Annotated in this window: 14 protein-coding genes; 5 read left to right on the top strand and 9 right to left on the bottom strand. The window is 72.4% G+C overall.

Annotated features, from left to right (window positions below):
* The first annotated feature begins 26 nt into the window (after positions 1–26).
* Genes ABD832_RS14060 through ABD832_RS14050 form a run of 3 tightly spaced genes read left to right on the top strand, consistent with a single transcriptional unit; the run spans position 27 to position 3,021 of the window.
* Positions 27–992 carry a tripartite tricarboxylate transporter substrate binding protein gene (locus ABD832_RS14060; RefSeq protein ID WP_344894104.1) on the top strand — a complete coding sequence of 322 codons (966 nt, stop codon included), beginning with the start codon at positions 27–29 and terminating at the stop codon, positions 990–992.
* Positions 992–1,528, top strand: a complete 537-nt coding sequence (locus ABD832_RS14055; RefSeq protein WP_344894101.1) for a tripartite tricarboxylate transporter TctB family protein — start codon at positions 992–994, stop codon at positions 1,526–1,528. The genes ABD832_RS14060 and ABD832_RS14055 overlap by 1 nt, the downstream gene beginning before the upstream one ends.
* Positions 1,528–3,021 (top strand): tripartite tricarboxylate transporter permease, encoded by a 1,494-nt coding sequence (locus ABD832_RS14050; RefSeq protein WP_344894098.1) that lies wholly within the window; start codon positions 1,528–1,530, stop codon positions 3,019–3,021. The genes ABD832_RS14055 and ABD832_RS14050 overlap by 1 nt, the downstream gene beginning before the upstream one ends.
* A 77-nt stretch (positions 3,022–3,098) precedes the next feature.
* Here ABD832_RS14050 and ABD832_RS14045 read toward each other — a convergent pair whose 3' ends face one another.
* Positions 3,099–3,683 carry a TetR family transcriptional regulator gene (locus tag ABD832_RS14045; protein ID WP_344894095.1) on the bottom strand — a complete coding sequence of 195 codons (585 nt, stop codon included), beginning with the start codon at positions 3,681–3,683 and terminating at the stop codon, positions 3,099–3,101.
* A 98-nt stretch (positions 3,684–3,781) separates the two neighbouring features.
* On the opposite strand from ABD832_RS14045, the gene ABD832_RS14040 reads away from it, so the two are divergent.
* Together ABD832_RS14040 and ABD832_RS14035 are read left to right on the top strand one after the other, a co-directional pair.
* On the top strand, positions 3,782–4,513 hold the full coding sequence (locus ABD832_RS14040; protein ID WP_344894092.1) for an SDR family NAD(P)-dependent oxidoreductase: 732 nt from the start codon (positions 3,782–3,784) through the stop codon (positions 4,511–4,513).
* Positions 4,514–4,518: 5 nt separating this feature from the next.
* Entirely contained in the window at positions 4,519–4,836 is a 318-nt protein-coding gene (locus tag ABD832_RS14035) for a DMT family transporter (protein ID WP_344894089.1), read from the top strand.
* A gap of 308 nt (positions 4,837–5,144) precedes the next feature.
* Here the strand turns inward: ABD832_RS14035 and ABD832_RS14030 are convergent, their stop codons facing one another.
* The 8 genes from ABD832_RS14030 to ligA form a co-directional block, all read right to left on the bottom strand.
* Positions 5,145–5,525, bottom strand: coding sequence for an SH3 domain-containing protein (locus ABD832_RS14030; RefSeq protein ID WP_344894086.1), 381 nt, complete (start codon positions 5,523–5,525; stop codon positions 5,145–5,147).
* 505 nt (positions 5,526–6,030) lie between these two features.
* The gene (gene gatB, locus ABD832_RS14025) at positions 6,031–7,536 is read right to left on the bottom strand and encodes an Asp-tRNA(Asn)/Glu-tRNA(Gln) amidotransferase subunit GatB (RefSeq protein WP_344894083.1); all 1,506 of its coding nucleotides are present in this window, start codon (positions 7,534–7,536) and stop codon (positions 6,031–6,033) included.
* A 166-nt stretch (positions 7,537–7,702) separates the two neighbouring features.
* Entirely contained in the window at positions 7,703–8,272 is a 570-nt protein-coding gene (locus tag ABD832_RS14020; protein ID WP_344894080.1) for a hypothetical protein, read from the bottom strand.
* Entirely contained in the window at positions 8,269–9,357 is a 1,089-nt protein-coding gene (locus tag ABD832_RS14015; RefSeq protein ID WP_344894077.1) for an AAA family ATPase, read from the bottom strand. Before ABD832_RS14015 ends, ABD832_RS14020 begins: the two co-directional genes overlap by 4 nt.
* A 135-nt stretch (positions 9,358–9,492) precedes the next feature.
* Entirely contained in the window at positions 9,493–10,989 is a 1,497-nt protein-coding gene (gene gatA / locus ABD832_RS14010) for an Asp-tRNA(Asn)/Glu-tRNA(Gln) amidotransferase subunit GatA (RefSeq protein WP_344894074.1), read from the bottom strand.
* On the bottom strand, positions 10,986–11,285 hold the full coding sequence (gene gatC / locus ABD832_RS14005) for an Asp-tRNA(Asn)/Glu-tRNA(Gln) amidotransferase subunit GatC (protein WP_344894071.1): 300 nt from the start codon (positions 11,283–11,285) through the stop codon (positions 10,986–10,988). Before gatC ends, gatA begins: the two co-directional genes overlap by 4 nt.
* A 241-nt stretch (positions 11,286–11,526) precedes the next feature.
* Positions 11,527–13,608, bottom strand: a complete 2,082-nt coding sequence (locus ABD832_RS14000; RefSeq protein ID WP_344895950.1) for a putative bifunctional diguanylate cyclase/phosphodiesterase — start codon at positions 13,606–13,608, stop codon at positions 11,527–11,529.
* A gap of 126 nt (positions 13,609–13,734) precedes the next feature.
* On the bottom strand, positions 13,735–15,915 hold the full coding sequence (ligA, locus tag ABD832_RS13995) for an NAD-dependent DNA ligase LigA (RefSeq protein ID WP_344894068.1): 2,181 nt from the start codon (positions 15,913–15,915) through the stop codon (positions 13,735–13,737).
* Positions 15,916–15,958: the final 43 nt, after the last annotated feature.

The following is a 15,958-nucleotide window of genomic DNA, read 5'->3' as shown; positions in this document are numbered from 1 at the left end:
CTGTACTTACGTTGTTGGGAGTTGCAATGCGTCTTCGGAGGCTGGCCGCCCTCGCGGTGGTGTCCCTCGCCGCCCTCACCGCCTGCGGTTCGGGTGAGGGCTCGGGCGTGAGCGCGCTGAGAATCATGGCCCCGGCCGCCCCGGGAGGCGGCTGGGACCAGACCTCCCGCGTGGCCGCGGAGGCGCTGAAGGCCGCCGAGCCCTCCCGCAAGGTCGAGGTGTACAACGTGCCCGGCGCGGGCGGCACCATCGGTCTCGCCCAGCTCGCGGGCGAGAAGGGCAACGGCGACCTGCTGATGACCATGGGCCTGGTGATGGTCGGCGCGGTGGAGCAGAACAGGTCGAAGGTCACCCTGGCCGACACCACGCCCATCGCCAAGCTGACCGAGGAGTACGAGATCGTCGTGGTCCCCGCGGCGTCGCCGTACAAGACGCTGGCCGACCTGGTGGCGGCGTGGAAGGCCGACCCCGCGAAGGTCGCCGTCGCGGGCGGTTCCGCGGGGGGCACCGACCACATCGTGGCCGGTCTGATGGCCAAGGCCGCGGGCATCGACCCCAAGCGGGTCAACTACATCGCCCACTCCGGTGGCGGGGAGGCGCTGAACGCGCTGCTCGGCGAGAAGGTGGCCGTGGGGATCTCCGGCATCGGCGAGTTCGCCGAGCACGTGAAGTCGGGCAAGCTGCGCGCGCTCGGCGTCAGCTCGCCCGCGCGGCTCGGCAACGTGGACGCCCCCACCCTCGTCGAGGGCGGCCTGGACGTGCAACTGGCCAACTGGCGCGGGTTCGTCGCGCCCGGCGGGCTGGACGCCGAGGCCACGAAGAGGCTCACCGACCTGGTCACGAAGATGCACGCCTCACCGGCCTGGAAGGACGCGGTCACCAAGAACGGCTGGACGGACGTCTTCCAGACCGGTAAGCCGTTCGCCGACTTCCTCACCGCGGAGCAGGCCAGGGTCAAGGCGGTCATCGCGGAGATGGGTCTCGTCTCCTGATGTCCCCCGTCGAGGACCCGTCCACCGGCCCCGGCCCCGGCCCCGGCCCCGGCCGGTCGTGGCGGCGGCCCGAGCTGGGGCTGGCGGCGCTGGTGCTCGCGCTGGGCACGTTCGTGATCGTCGGTACCGCCGACGTGGGCACCGCGGGCGCCGCGCTCGGGCCGGGGCCGCGGTTCTTCCCGGTCCTGGTCGGCGGGGCGATGCTGCTGACCGGGCTGTGCTACGTGATCGACGTGCTCAGGGGCGGGCACGGCGACCCCGAGGAGGCCGAGGACGCCGACACCGGTGTGCGGGCCGACTGGCGCACGGTCGCGCTGGTCAGCGTGATCTTCCTGGCCTTCGCCGGGCTGCTCGACCTGCTGGGCTGGATCATCGCGGGCGCGCTGCTGTTCTTCGGCCTGTCGGTCACGCTGGGCGCCGCCCACCGGCCGCGCGCGGCGGTGATCGCGATCCTGCTGTCCACGGCCACCTACCTGGCCTTCGTCAAGGGCCTGGGCGTGACGCTGCCGGCCGGGCTGCTCTCCGGGGTGATCTAGTGGAATCGTTCCGGTTGCTGATGGAGGGCTTCGCCACCGCCCTGTCCCCGGTCAACCTGCTGTACGCGCTGGCGGGCGTCACGCTGGGCACGCTGGTGGGCGTGCTGCCCGGCATCGGCCCGGCCATGACCGTGGCGCTGCTGCTGCCGATCACCTTCACCGTCCCCCCGGCCAGCGCGTTCATCATGTTCGCGGGCATCTACTACGGCGGCATGTACGGCGGGTCGACCACCTCGATCCTGCTCAACACGCCCGGTGAGAGCTCGTCGATGATCACCGCGCTGGAGGGCAACAAGATGGCCAGGCGCGGCCGGGCCGCGCAGGCGCTCGCGACCGCCGCGATCGGCTCGTTCGTCGCGGGCACCATCGCCACGGCGCTGCTGGTCCTGGCGGCGCCCCTGGTGGTGGACTTCGCGATCTCCTTCGGCCCGGAGGACTACTTCGCGCTGGCCGTGCTCGCCTTCACCGCCGTCTCGTCGGTATTGTCCCGCTCGGTCGTACGGGGGCTGGCCTCGCTCGGGCTCGGCCTGGTCATCGGGCTGGTCGGCATCGACCAGCAGACCGGGCAGGCCCGGCTCACCCTGGGGGTGCCCCAGCTGCTCGACGGCATCGACGTGGTGATCGTCGCGGTCGGCCTGTTCGCGATGGGCGAGGTGCTCTACGTCGCCTCCCGGCTGCGGCACGGCCCGCCGGAGGTGATCCCGGTCGGCCGGGCGTTCCTCGGCCGCTCGGACTGGTCGCGTTCCTGGCGGCCGTGGCTGCGCGGCACCGCGCTGGGTTTCCCGTTCGGCGCGCTGCCCGGCGGAGGCGCGGAGATCCCCACGTTCCTGTCGTACTCGATCGAGAAGCGGCTGGCCCGCGGGGTCGCCCGCGAGGAGTACGGCAACGGCGCGATCGAGGGGGTCGCCGGTCCCGAGGCCGCCAACAACGCCTCGGCGGCCGGCACGCTGGTCCCGCTGCTCACCCTGGGCCTTCCCACCTCGGCGACGGCCGCGATCCTGCTGGCGGCCTTCCAGCAGTACGGCCTGCAGCCGGGTCCCCAGCTGTTCGACCACAACCCGGCGCTGGTCTGGGGCATGATCGCGTCGTTGTTCGTGGGCAACACCATGCTGCTGGTGCTCAACCTGCCGCTGGCCCCGCTCTGGGCCAGGGTGCTGCACATCCCCCGGCCGTACCTGTACTCGGGGATCGTGCTGTTCGCGGCGCTCGGCGTCTACGCGCTGAACTCCTCCTGGGTGGAGCTGGTCATCCTCTACCTGCTGGGCCTGCTCGGCTTCGCGATGCGCCGCTTCGGCCTGCCCGTCGCCCCCGCGGTGATCGGCCTGATCCTGGGCCCGATGGCCGAGATCCAGCTCCGCCGGGCCCTGGCCATCGGCGCGGGTGACGTGACGGTGCTGGTCAGGAGCCCGATCGCGGCGACGCTGCTCGTCGTGGCGCTCCTGGCGCTGCTGACGCCCCTGATCAGGAAGGCGGTCGCCCGGCGCACCGCCTGACCCCTCGCCCTCGGCCGTCTGACCTCGGCCCTCCGCCCTCGGGCCGGGCGGACCTCGGCCGGGCGGACGCCGGGCGCTCAGGCCCTGAACGTGGCCAGCAGGTCGTCCAGCGCCGCCTTGACGCGCTCGGGCGTCACCGGCCGGCTCCCGCGCAGCCGGTGCGCGAGCAGCGGGGCGGCCAGCGGCGCCAGCAGCGCGTCGGCCAGGACGGGGGCGTCGGCTCCGGGCCTGGCCCGCGTGACGAGCAGCGACAGGTGGGCGTGGTAGGCGTCGTAGGCACCGCCGAAACGGGCCAGCGGGGACGCCGTCTCGGCCATGAGCAGCAGGTCCAGCTGCTCCACGGTCCTGTCGACGAGGGCGTGCAGGAAGGCACGGATCCGGGCGGGCGCGTCGGCGCCCGGCCCGAGCGGCGGCGGCCCCTCGATGAACGCCGCCTGGAACTCGCGCTCCCGCTCGTCGATGAGCGCGTACGCCAGCCCCGAGCGGTCACCGAACCGGCGGTACAGGGTGCCGACGCCGACGCCCGCCGCGGCGGCCACCTCGGCCATCGCCAGCCCCTCGACGCCACGGGCGGCGACGATGTCGGCCGCGGCGGCAAGGATCTTCATCCGGTTGCGCGCCGCGTCCATCCGCTCGGGGCGTGGGTTCGTGACGGCGTCCACGGTCACAGGTTAAACGGTCAGGGGCGCTCGACGGGCTTGCAAACGGAACACATTCCGCTTTATGGTCAAGCGGAATCCGTTCCGCATGAGGAGAAGACATGACACGCAGGGTCGCGCTCGTCACCGGGGGGAGCCGCGGGATCGGCGCCGCCGTCGCCGTTCGCCTGGCCTCCGAAGGCGCCGACGTCGTCATCACGTACGCGCGCTCGGCGGAGCGGGCCGCGGCGGTCGTCACACAGATCGAGGCCGCCGGCACCCGCGGCCTGGCCCTGGAGGCCGAGGCCGCCGACGCCGGCGCGCTGGTCGCGGCGGTCGAGCGCACGGTCGCCGAGTTCGGGCGGATCGACGTCCTGGTGAGCAACGCGGGCATCGCCCCGTACGGGCCGCTGGAGGAGGTGACGCTCGCCGAGGTGGACGCCACCCTGGCGATCCACGCCCGCGCCTCGTTCGTGCTGGCCCAGGCCGCCGCCCGGCACATGAGGGAGGGGGGACGGATCATCTGCATCGGCAGCAGCCTCGCCGAGCGCGTGCCGTACCCGGGCTGGACCCTGTACGCGATGAGCAAGTCCGCGCTGACCGGCCTGACCAAGGGGCTGGCCAGGGACCTGGGGCCGCGCGGCATCACGGCCAACCTCGTCCATCCCGGATCGACCGACACCGAGATGAATCCGGCCGACGGCGAGGAGGCCGAGGAGGAACGGCGTTTCTCCGCGCTGGGCCGCTACTGCGACCCGGCCGACATCGCCGCCACCGTCGCCCACCTGGCGGGCGAGGGCGGCAGGAACATCACCGGTACAGCCGTCGTCGTCGACGCGGGCACCACGGCCTGACCGTCATGGCCTGGTTCCTGCTCGTCCTCGCGGCCATGCTGGAGATCGTCTGGGCCACCGCGCTCGAACGCTCGGACGGCTTCACCCGGCTCTGGCCGACGGTCGTCGGGGTGACGACGGCGGCCCTGAGCTTCGTCATCCTGACCTTCGCCCTCAAGACCCTTCCCATGGGCACCGCGTACGCCGTCTGGGTCGGGCTCGGCGCGCTCGGGGTCGCGGTCGCGGGCATCGTCGCCCTGGGCGAGAGCGCGGCACCGGCCCGGCTGGCCTGCCTGGCGCTCATCCTGCTCGGCGTCATCGGCCTCAAGCTCCTGGAGGGATGACGCCCGGCCCGGGGCCGGTGGTCTGTTCCACAGCGGGTCGGCGGGGGCAAGGAGCGGGGCCCGGCCCGCGGCGAGGCCGATCGGGGAAGGGGCGAGGGGAGGACCCGATCGTGAAGGGGCCCGATCGAGAAAGGACCCGCGGGAGCGGGTCACGGCCGCCCGGCCGTGGGGAGCCGGGCGGCCGGGTCCTTTCCCGGGGTGCCGGAGCCTGAGTGCCGGGCACGGGGTCCGGGGTCCGGGCTCAGGGTCCGGGCTCAGGGTGCTGAGCGCGGGGTCCGGGCTCGGGTTCCGGGTTCGGGGTGCCGGGTTCACCCCGCCAGGGTGTCGACGGCCGGCCCGTCGTACCCGAGGCCGTCCTCCCTCGCCAGATAGCTGCACGAGACCCATCCCGCGGTGCCCGCGGGCAATCCGGAGGCCGATCGCCCGCCCAGCCGGAAATAGCACCAGCCGTTCGTCGAGCTCGTACCGACCTGGCCGTAATCGCCGTAGTAGAGATAGCCGATGACCTTGGAGCCGCCCGGGGTCGACCTCAGGCGTACCCCGTCGGCGATGATCACGGCGTCTATCCCCGGGACCGCGGACAGGGCGGAACCGCCGGTCACGGGGGTCGCGGAGGCGGGAACCGCCATGGCGGCCGTCCCCGCGAACGCCACCAGCGCCATGGCCGCGGAGGCCAGGAAACTTCTCATGTGCATTCTTCCGATCGTGAGGTCAGGTCATACCGGAGTGAATGGCGAGAGTGCCGTGATCACTGTGCAAGTAATCACGAATTCCGTCAATAGCCCCTGAACTCCAGAAATGCGAATTACCACATAAAAGTCATCGGGGTACCGCGCTTTTCAACCGCGTTCATCCGGGTGGGCCGTGTCCATCCGGGAGGGCCGCGTTCATCCGGGCAATCCGTGCCGTCCGGGCCTCACCCACCCGAGACGGACGCCCGGGACGGCCTCCCCCGTCGAGAAGGGGTCCCGCCGACGTGCGAGACCCCCGCCCGTCGAAAAAGGGATCCGCCGACCGTGCGCCACCGGAAAAGGGGCCGCCGGGCGTACGGGCCCCCTCACCCATGGGAAAAGGGGCCCCGCCGGCGCGGAACCCCTTCACCCGTCGCAAGAGGTCCCCGCGGGACCCTTCACCGTCGAGGAGCCCCGGCCGGAGCCGGGGCCCCCGGTCAGCCCGAGAGGTCAGCCCGAGAGGTCAGCCCGAGACGCCGAGGCGCTCCAGGATGAGCTCCCGGGCCCGGCCGGCGTCGGCCTTGCCGCGGCTGGCCTTCATGACCCCGCCCACCAGCGCGCCGACGGCGGCGACCTTGCCACCGCGCACCTTGTCGGCCGCGTCGGCGTTCTCGGCCAGCACCCGGTCGATGATCTCCATCAGCTCGCCCTCGTCGTTGACGATCTGCAGGCCGCGGGCGGCCACCACCTCGTCCGGGGAGCCCTCGCCGTTCAGCACGCCCTCCAGCACCTGGCGGGCCAGCTTGTCGTTCAGCGCACCCCCGGCGACCATCGCGCACACCCGGGCGATCTGGTCCGGGGTGATCGGCAGCGCGCTCAGCGGGACCGCGGACTCGTTGGCGCGACGGGCCAGCTCGCCCATCCACCACTTGCGGGCGTCCGCGGGCGGGGCCCCTGCGGCGACCGTCGCCTCGACCAGCGCGATGGCGTCGGCGTTGTGCATGGCCGCCATGTCCAGGTCGGACACGCCCCACTCCTGCTGGAGCCGCTTGCGCCGCACGCTCGGCAGCTCGGGCAGGGCGGCCTTGAGGGTGGCGACCCACGCCGGGTCGGGGGCGATCGGCACCAGGTCGGGCTCGGGGAAGTAGCGGTAGTCCTGCGCCTCCTCCTTGGACCGTCCCGAGGTGGTGGTCCCGGTGTTCTCGTGGAAGTGGCGGGTCTCCTGGATGATCCGGCCGCCGGAGGCCAGGATCGCGGCCTGGCGCTCGATCTCACCGCGGACCGAACGCTCGACGCTGCGCAGCGAGTTGACGTTCTTGGTCTCGGTACGCGTCCCCCACTCCGAGGCGCCGCGCGGCATGAGGGAGACGTTCACGTCGAACCGCATGGAGCCCTCCTCCATGCGCACGTCCGAGACGCCGAGCCCGCGCACCAGCTCGCGCAGCTCGGTGCCGTACGCGCGGGCGACCTCGGGGGCCAGCCGGTCGGTCCCCGGGATCGGCTTGGTGACGATCTCCACGAGCGGGATGCCCGCGCGGTTGTAGTCGACGATCGAGTAGTCCGCGCCGTGGATGCGGCCGGTCGCGCCGCCCACGTGGGTGGACTTGCCGGTGTCCTCCTCCAGGTGGACGCGCTCGATCTCGACCCTGACGGTCCTGCCGTCGACCTCGACGTCGAGGTACCCGTCGAAGCAGAGCGGCTCGTCGTACTGGCTGATCTGGTAGTTCTTCGGCATGTCCGGGTAGAAGTAGTTCTTCCGGGCGAAGCGGCACCACTCGGCGATGGAGCAGTTGAGCGCCAGGCCGATGCGGATCGTCGACTCGATCGCGGCGGCGTTGGCCGTCGGCAGCGAACCGGGCAGCGCCAGGCAGACCGGGCAGACGTGCGTGTTCGGCGGGGCGCCGAACGTGGTCGAGCAGCCGCAGAACATCTTCGACGCCGTCCCCAGCTCGACGTGCGTCTCCAGGCCCAGCACCGGTTCGAAGCGCTCCAGCGCCTCGTCGTACGGCATCAACGTCTCGGTGCTCATCGGTCGTTCACCATTCCTCTTCCGCTCCGCGGAGCGATCGTTCCTCGCGCGCCGGAGCGCCCGGTGCGCCGGGACCGGCCCGCGCCCACCGTGCCCGCGTCCCGCGCCGTGAGGATCTGCGTCGTGAAAACGTGCGTTGCGAAAACCCGCGTCATGGATGTCCGCCTCATAGGTAGCCGAGTCCCTTCAACGCGTTCCTCGTCTCGGCCACCCAGTTCGCGTAGGCCGGGACCTGGGCCAGGACGGCGAGATCGATGTTGCGTCCTACGTACTCGAAGTAGTCGCGCACCGGCTTGCCGCGCCGGGGGACGGTCGCGGCGAGCACCCCGGCGGGATCGGCGATCCTGTCGACCTCGCGGGGCCGGGACGGCAGGAGGCTCAGGTCGCTGCCCTCCAGCCCCGCCCACACGGCCCGGTCCGCCAGCAGCCAGCCCTCGGTCTCGCCCAGGCCGATCACCGGCACCAGGTAGTGCGAGTGGTAGCGGACGCTGTCGCGCCTGCGGCGCTCCCGCTGCTCGTCGTGCGTGAACAGCAGGTGGCAGTCGGCCGCGAGCTCCTCCAGCGCGGCGACCAGGCGCTCCCGGTCGCAGGAGACGACCTCGGTCGCCTCGACGTCGACGGCGTGCGGCGACATCCAGGTGAGCTCGCGCAGCTGCCGGGAGATCACGATGCCGAGGAAGCCCTCGTCGGCCTCCCCCTCGGCGACGAGTCCCGGAACCAGCGGACGGCTGCTCACGCCGCCGCGCCCAGGTACTTGCGGACCTGCCGGGGCGAGACGAACGTGCCCGGCTCGCCGTCCGGCTGGATCGGCTTGGCCACCGTCACCCGTGACACCCGGTCGTTGTCGGGGTCGACGCGGACCGCGGTGTCGAGGAACGTCAGCGCCTCCGGCTCGGTCCGGTAGACCTCCGCGACGACCACCGGGGACTGGCTGGTGATGATCACCTGCCGCAGCGGCTCCGGCCCCCCGGGAACGGTGACCCTCCGGCGCACCCGGCGGAGCAGCTCGCCCAGGCGGACGGGGTGGACGCCGCTCTCGATCTCCTCCACCAGCAGCGTGCCCGGGTGGTCGGGGTCGTGCAGGGCGGTCAGCAGGCCCAGGACGCGCAGCGTGCCGTCGGACAGCAGCGCGGCCGGGACCGTCCCCTGCCCGTCGACGACCAGCTCGAAGGAGCACTCGCCCCGGTCGGTGCGCGGCACCAGGTCGGCGACGTCGGGGACCACCCCGGCCAGGTCCGCCGTGAGGTCGGTCATCGCCTCGGTGCCCGCCATCCGGCCCAGCACCGCGGCCAGGTTCGCGCCGTCGGCCGCGAGCGGCCCGGCGTCGGCCGCAGGGCAGCGGCGGCGCATCGCCGCGGGCGAGGGCGCGTAGCGGCGCCAGGACCGGACCGTACGGCGGGGCGTGCCCTCCGGGTCCGGGTCGGCGATCATGAGCTCCAGCAGCTCCGGGGGGATCTGCTGCGCCACGTGGCTGACGACGGCCCCGCTGGACCGGGGGATCTTCAGCACCATCTCCGCCCCCACGTCGAACCTGATCGGCACGACCGACCTCGGCTCGGGGGCGACCATCGCCTCCACCGAGACCACGAAGCCGGGCACGGCCGAGCCCTGGGCGACCCGGTGGAACTGGTCGCCCGGCAGCCCCCGGGTCGCGCCGAACAGCCCGCCGGCCCCCTCGATCTCGGCGGCCACGAACGCGACCGCGTCGAAGAGGTTCGACTTGCCGCTCGCGTTCGGGCCGACCAGCACGAGAAAGGGCGGCACATCGAGATCGAAGTTCAAGAAGGACTTGAACCCGTCGATCTCGATCCGAGTGATCATGCCGCCGTTCTCCCTGTCACCTGTCGCCCCCTGGCCTCGATGTCCCCGACGCCCTCGACGTCCTCGACGCCCCCGGCGTCCTGCCGTCCCGAGGCCCACGAGCCCTGAAAATCCCGATGTGCCGAAACCCGTCCCCTACAGCTCCGGGGCCCGGGACAGCAGGTCGCCGCCCCAGCGGTCCCGCAGGGCCTGCTCGACCGCGGCGCCGACCCGGTAGCAGCGGTCGTCGCCGAGCACCGGGGCCATGATCTGCAGGCCGACCGGCAGGCCGTCCTCGTCGGCCAGGCCGCACGGCACCGAGATGGCCGCGTTGCCGGCCAGGTTGGACGGGATCGTGCACAGGTCGGCCAGGTACATGGCCATGGGGTCGTCGGCGCGCTCGCCGATCGGGAACGCCGTGGTGGGGGTCGTCGGCGAGATGAGCACGTCCACCTGCTGGAAGGCGGCCTCGAAGTCGCGCGCGATGAGCGTGCGGACCTTCTGCGCCTGGCCGTAGTAGGCGTCGTAGTACCCGCTGGAGAGCGCGTACGTGCCCAGGATGATCCGGCGCTTGACCTCGGGGCCGAAGCCCTGGGCCCGGGTCAGGGCCATGACCTCCTCGGCGCTGCGCGTGCCGTCGTCGCCGACCCGCAGGCCGTAGCGCATGGCGTCGAAGCGGGCCAGGTTGGACGAGCACTCCGAGGGGGCGATCAGGTAGTACGCCGGCAGGGCGGTGGTGAACGACGGGCAGGAGACCTCGACGACCTTCGCGCCCAGCGACTCCAGCAGCTCCACGCTCTCCTGGAAGCGGGCCAGCACGCCGGGCTGGTAGCCCTCGGCCTGGCCGCCGAACTCCCTGACCACGCCGACGCGCAGGCCCGCCACGTCGCCGTTGCGCGCCGCCTCGACCACCGAGGGCACCGGGGCGTCGACGGAGGTGGAGTCCATGACGTCGTGGCCGGAGAACGCCTCGTGCAGCAGGGCCGCGTCGAGCACGGTGCGGGCGAAGGGGCCGGGGGTGTCCAGCGAGCTCGCGAAGGCGATCAGCCCGTAGCGGGACGAGCCGCCGTAGGTCGGCTTCATGCCCACGATGCCGGTGACCGCGGCGGGCTGGCGGATCGAGCCGCCGGTGTCGGTGCCGGTGGACAGCGGGGCCTCGTACGCGGCGACCGAGGCCGAGGAGCCGCCCGAGGAGCCTCCGGGGATGCGCGACAGGTCCCACGGGTTGTGCGTGGGGCCGTAGGCGGAGTTCTCGGTGGAGGAGCCCATCGCGAACTCGTCCAGGTTGGTCTTCCCGAGGATCACCAGCCCGGCCTCGCGCAGGCGCCGGGTCACGGTCGCGTCGTACGGCGGCCGCCAGCCCTCGAGGATCCTCGATCCGGCCGTGGTCGGCATGTCGGAGGTGGTGAAGACGTCCTTGTGCGCGATCGGCACTCCGGCCAGCGGGCCGAGCTCCTCACCGGCGGCGCGGCGGGCGTCGACGGCCCGCGCCTGCTCCAGGGTGGTCTCGGCGTCGATGTGCAGGAAGGCGTTGATCTTCGGCTCGACCTCGGCCATCCGGTCGAGGTGGGCCTGGGCGACCTCGACGGCGGAGACCTCGCCGCTCGCGATCATCGCGCCCAGGTCGGCGGCGGTCTTGCGGATGAGGCTCATGCTTCCTCCCCGAGGATGCGCGGCACGCGGAAGCGGCCGTCCTCGACCGCCGGGGCGCCGGCGAGCGCCGCCTCGGGGGTCAGGCCGGGCCGGATCTCGTCGGGACGGAAGACGTTGGTGAGCGGGAGCGCGTGCGAGGACGGTGGGATGTCGTCGGCCGCCACCTCGGCGACGCGGGCGACCGCACCGATGATCACATCGAGCTGGGCGGCGAAGTGGTCGAGCTCCTCGTCGGCCAGCGCCAGCCGGGAGAGCCGGGCGAGGTGAGCGACCTCGTCGCGGGTTATGGCGGACATGAGTCGTTGAACCCGTTTCCTGAAATGTCAATTGGACACTGTCATCCTATGGCTCGCGACCTGAGGCTCCCGACTCATTGACCCCGCCGCGATCACATCGCGATCCCCGTACGGCCCCCCTGTGACCTTCACCGGGCCGGACCTGGCCGGACCCGCTGAGGCGGGCGGAGGCACGCGAAGAACCGCGAAGGACCGCCATGGGCCGCGAAGGGCAAGGCGCGCGCGGGCGTGCCCGCGGCTCTCAGGCCCGTTGCGCGTCGAGGATCTCGTGGCGGCGCAGCAGGCTGAGATCGTGCGTGGCCAGCGCGCGGTGCTCGCGCAGCCACACGGTCGCGTCGGCGGCCGACATGGGCTCGGCGAACAGCCAGCCCTGGCCCAGGTCGCAGCCCATGGCCTTGAGCCGCTCGGCCACCTCGTCCGACTCGACGCCCTCGGCGACCGAGCGCAGCCCCAGGGAGCGGACCAGGTCGACGATGGAGCGGACGATCCGCTCGTCGTCCTTGGACTCGGCGATACGGCGGACGAACGAGGAGTCGATCTTCACCTCGGCGACCGGCAGGCGCTGCAGGCGCACCAGGGAGGAGTAGCCCGTGCCGAAGTCGTCCAGCGCGAGCGGCACGCCCAGCGACGCCAGGGCCCGGACGGCGTCGGCGGTGTAGGCCTGGTCGGTCATCAGGATGCGCTCGGTGACCTCCAGCTGGATCGCCTTGGGCGGCAGCCGGTAGCGCGCCAGCCCCGCCCCCAGCTGGTCGGACAGGGCCGAGTCCAGCAGGTCGCGGGCCGAGACGTTGACCGAGATCTGCTCGTGCAGCCCGGTGTGCCACCAGTGCGCGGCCTGCTCCAGGGCCGCGTCGATGACGTACCCGGTGAGGTGGCGCATCAGGTACGACTGCTCGGCCATCGGCACGAACTCGTCCGGGGGGATCATGCCCCGCTCGGGGTGGCGCCAGCGCAGCAGCGCCTCCACGCCCCGCACCTGCCCCCCGGCCAGGTCGAGCTTGGGCTGGTAGTGCAGCCGCAGCTCGGAGCGGTCGATGGCCCTGCGCAGGTCGCCCAGCAGGGTGAGCCGCTCGGGGCTGTTGCGGTCCTTGTCGGCGGCGTAGATCTCGACCCCGGTCCGGCCCTCCTTGGCCAGGTACATCGCCACGTCCGAGCGCTGCAGCAGCATCTCGAAGTCCGGCGCGTGGTCGGGGTAGAGGGCGATGCCGAACGAGGCGTCCAGGTCGAAGCTCATGCCCTCCAGCCGGACCGGCTCGGTGATCGCCACCCGCAGGCGGGCCGCCACCTCCCTGGCCGCCGCGGCGTCCCTGACCGAGGGCAGCAGGACGGCGAACTCGTCGCCGCCGAGCCGGGCCACCACGTCGCCGGGACGGACGCTGTGGGTGAGCCGGTGCGCCACCGTCTGCAGCAGCCGGTCGCCGACCGGGTGCCCGAGCGTGTCGTTGATCTCCTTGAACCGGTCGAGGTCGAGCAGGAACAGGCCGACCCGTTCGCCGTCCCGCGCCTCGGCCAGCGCCTCCTCGGTGCTGAGCACGAGCATCTTGCGGTTGGGCAGGCCGGTCAGCCCGTCGTGCATCGCCTGGTGGTCGCGGCGCACCGACATCGTGGCCGTGAAGTAGACCGCCACCATCGGGGCCAGGAACAGCGGCACCATGGCCGGTGAGTGGTTCATCACCACCACCACGAGCGGGGCCAGGCCGAGCAGTCCCGCGTACACCAGACTCTGGTGGCCGATGGTGGTCCGGATCACCCGGTGGATCGACCTGCGCTCGTGCAGCGCCACCGCGCCGGAGACCAGCAGCGCCCGCACCGTGAAGTACGCGAGCCCGGCCGCCCCGATCACCAGCAGGTCCGAGCCGTCGGGCACCCCCGAGCCCCCGATGACGGGCAGGTCGCCGAAGACCCCCAGCACCAGCCCGGCCGCGCTGCAGGCCAGCGTCACCTGGGCGATGTTGAACATGACCCGGTGCCACGCCTTGCGGGTCACCACCCCGTTGACCACGATCGCGACCGCCTGCAGCAGCGCGGCGACCGGCAGGCCGTAGTGCAGCAGGGCGGCGAAGGTGAACATCGTCGACGGATAGGTGCCGCCCACCGTCATCGACGACGACAGCACCACCGGGCGCAGCTCGCCCAGAACGATCAGGACCGCGAGCATCCAGAACACCGGGCTGCGGACCAGCGTCGCCGCGTCGACCGCGTCCAGGCGCAGCTGGGACACGACGAGCACGGTGAACCCGACGGCGGTGACGGCACCGAGATAGGCCCACAGGGGCGATCCCGGTCGCGGTCCGGTGTCGCGGGTATCGGTCGGGTCGGCCATGAGTAACAAAACCCCCATTAGTTCACTATGGGAGAGTACGGCCTATGGGCCACTTCGCGAAACCGATTGCGCACGTTCCGTCACGGAGAATTCGCACGTTTTCATCACCCGGCACGGGAGCCCCGGCTATTCCTCGGGCTTGACGGTCATGGCGGACGCCGCCTCCGGCCCCTCGGCCAGGAGCACCCCCAGCCCCTCCTCGCCGAGGACGGGCACACCGAGCTTGATCGCCTTGTCGAGCTTGGACCCGGCGTTCTCCCCCGCGATCACGAACGAGGTCTTCTTCGACACCGAGCCCGAGACCCTGCCCCCGCGCGAGGTCAGGGCCACGCCGGCCTCGTCGCGGGTGAAGGCGGCCAGCGTGCCGGTCACCACGAAGGTGAGCCCGGCCAGGGTCTGCGGGAGCTGCTCGGCCGGGGGATCGTCGGCCATCCGGACCCCGGCCGCCGCCCACCGGTCGACGATCTCCCGGTGCCAGTCGACCTCGAACCAGTCACGGATCGCCGCGGCCACCCGCGGGCCGACGCCCTCGACGGCGGCGAGCTCCTCCTCCGAGGCCGCCGCGATCGCCGGGATCGAGCGGAACTCCGCGGCGATCGCCTGGGCCGTCGGGGGGCCGACGTGCCGGATGGAGAGCGCCACGAGCACCCGCCAGACCGGCCGGTCCTTGGCGTTCTCCAGCTCCTGGAGCATCTTCTCGGCGTTCCTGCTGGGCTCGCCGCTCTGGTTGGCGAAGAAGGTGACGACCTTCTGCTCACCGGTCTCCGGGTCGGTCCTGGGCAGGCCGGTGTCCAGGTCGCGGACCACCGACCGGATCGGCAGCAGCTGCTCCATCGTCAGGTCGAACAGGTCGGCCTCGGTGCGGACCGGCGGCTGCTGCGGCGGCAGCGGCTGGGTCAGCGCGGTGGCCGCCACGTAGCCCAGCCCCTCGATGTCGAGGGCCTTGCGACCGGCGGCGAAGAAGATGCGCTCGCGGAGCTGCGCCGGGCACGCCCTGGTGTTGGGGCAGCGCAGGTCGGCGTCGCCCTCCTTCTCGTAGGCCAGCCCGGTGCCGCACTCCGGGCAGCGCTCCGGCATCGTGAACGCCCGCTCGCTGCCGTCGCGCAGGCCGGTCACCGGGCCGGTGATCTCGGGGATGACGTCACCGGCCTTGCGCAGCACCACGGTGTCGCCGATCAGCACGCCCTTGCGCGCGACCTCCGAGCCGTTGTGCAGGGTGGCCCGCTCGACCCTGGACCCGGCCACGACGATCGGCTCCATCACCCCGTACGGCGTGATCCGGCCGGTGCGGCCCACCCCGACCTGGATGTCGAGGAGTTTCGTGTTGACCTCCTCCGGCGGGTACTTGTAGGCGATCGCCCAGCGGGGGGCCCGGCTGGTGGAGCCCAGGTTGCGCTGGAGCTCGACGCGGTCGACCTTGACCACGACGCCGTCGATCTCGTAGGCCGGGTCGTGCCGGTGCTCGCGGTAGAACTCGATGAACTCCTCGATGCCGCCGAGGTCGTCGACGACCCGGTACAGATCGCTGACCGGCAGGCCGAACCCGGCGAGCCGCCGGTAGATCTCCGACTGGGTGGGGGGCAGGGCCGTGCCCTCCCACCTGCCGACCCCGTGGACGATCATGCGCAGCGGGCGCTGCGCGGTGACGCGCGGGTCCTTCTGGCGGAGCGAGCCGGCCGCGGAGTTGCGCGGGTTGGCGAACGGGGCCTTGCCCGCCTCGACCAGGTGCTCGTTGAGCTTGGTGAACTCCTCGACCGGCATGTAGACCTCGCCCCGGACCTCCACCAGGTCGGGGACGTCGTCGCCGGTCAGGCGGTGCGGGATGCCGGTGATCGTGCGGACGTTGGCCGTCACGTCGTCCCCGACGCGGCCGTCGCCCCGGGTCGCCCCCCGGGTCAGGCGGCCCTTGCGGTAGAGCAGCGCGATCGCCAGGCCGTCGATCTTCAGCTCGCACAGGTACGGGGCGGGGTCGCGCTCGGCCAGCCGCTCGGCCCTGGCCCGCCAGGAGGCCAGGTCGTCGGCGTTGAAGGCGTTGTCGAGGCTCTCCATCCGCTGCAGGTGCTCGACCGGGGTGAAGTCGCTGGAGATCGGCGCGCCGACCTTCTGGGTGGGCGAGTCGGGCGTGCGCAGGGTGGGGTGCTCCTCCTCCAGGGCACGCAGCTCGCGCATCCACAGGTCGTACTGGGCGTCGCTCACGGTGGGCGCGTCGAGCACGTGGTAGCGCCAGTTGGCCTCCTCGGCCAGCTCGCTCAGCTCCGCGTGCCGCTCCAGCGCGGCCACCGGCACACCCTCGACCTCAGCTCCCATCGCCGGGCCCTCCCCTCGTCGTCGCCCAGGGCAAACGTTATCG

Origin of the sequence: Streptosporangium longisporum, from assembly GCF_039534895.1 — a bacterium.
Classification (GTDB): domain Bacteria; phylum Actinomycetota; class Actinomycetes; order Streptosporangiales; family Streptosporangiaceae; genus Streptosporangium; species Streptosporangium longisporum.
The sequence above is the reverse complement of the archived record's forward strand: the minus strand, read 5'-3'. Positions and strand labels throughout refer to the sequence as shown.

What these genes read in the sequence shown, in the direction of transcription:
- ABD832_RS14060 (WP_344894104.1), top strand. Translation starts at nt 27, where the DNA reads ATGCGTCTTCGGAGGCTGGCCGCCCTCGCGGTGGTGTCCCTCGCCGCC.
- ABD832_RS14055 (WP_344894101.1), top strand. Translation starts at nt 992, where the DNA reads ATGTCCCCCGTCGAGGACCCGTCCACCGGCCCCGGCCCCGGCCCCGGC.
- ABD832_RS14040 (WP_344894092.1), top strand. Translation starts at nt 3,782, where the DNA reads ATGACACGCAGGGTCGCGCTCGTCACCGGGGGGAGCCGCGGGATCGGC.
- ABD832_RS14035 (WP_344894089.1), top strand. Translation starts at nt 4,519, where the DNA reads ATGGCCTGGTTCCTGCTCGTCCTCGCGGCCATGCTGGAGATCGTCTGG.
- ABD832_RS14030 (WP_344894086.1), bottom strand. Translation starts at nt 5,525, where the DNA reads ATGAGAAGTTTCCTGGCCTCCGCGGCCATGGCGCTGGTGGCGTTCGCG.
- gatB (WP_344894083.1), bottom strand. Translation starts at nt 7,536, where the DNA reads ATGAGCACCGAGACGTTGATGCCGTACGACGAGGCGCTGGAGCGCTTC.
- ABD832_RS14015 (WP_344894077.1), bottom strand. Translation starts at nt 9,357, where the DNA reads ATGATCACTCGGATCGAGATCGACGGGTTCAAGTCCTTCTTGAACTTC.
- gatA (WP_344894074.1), bottom strand. Translation starts at nt 10,989, where the DNA reads ATGAGCCTCATCCGCAAGACCGCCGCCGACCTGGGCGCGATGATCGCG.
- gatC (WP_344894071.1), bottom strand. Translation starts at nt 11,285, where the DNA reads ATGTCCGCCATAACCCGCGACGAGGTCGCTCACCTCGCCCGGCTCTCC.
- ABD832_RS14000 (WP_344895950.1), bottom strand. Translation starts at nt 13,608, where the DNA reads ATGGCCGACCCGACCGATACCCGCGACACCGGACCGCGACCGGGATCG.
- ligA (WP_344894068.1), bottom strand. Translation starts at nt 15,915, where the DNA reads ATGGGAGCTGAGGTCGAGGGTGTGCCGGTGGCCGCGCTGGAGCGGCAC.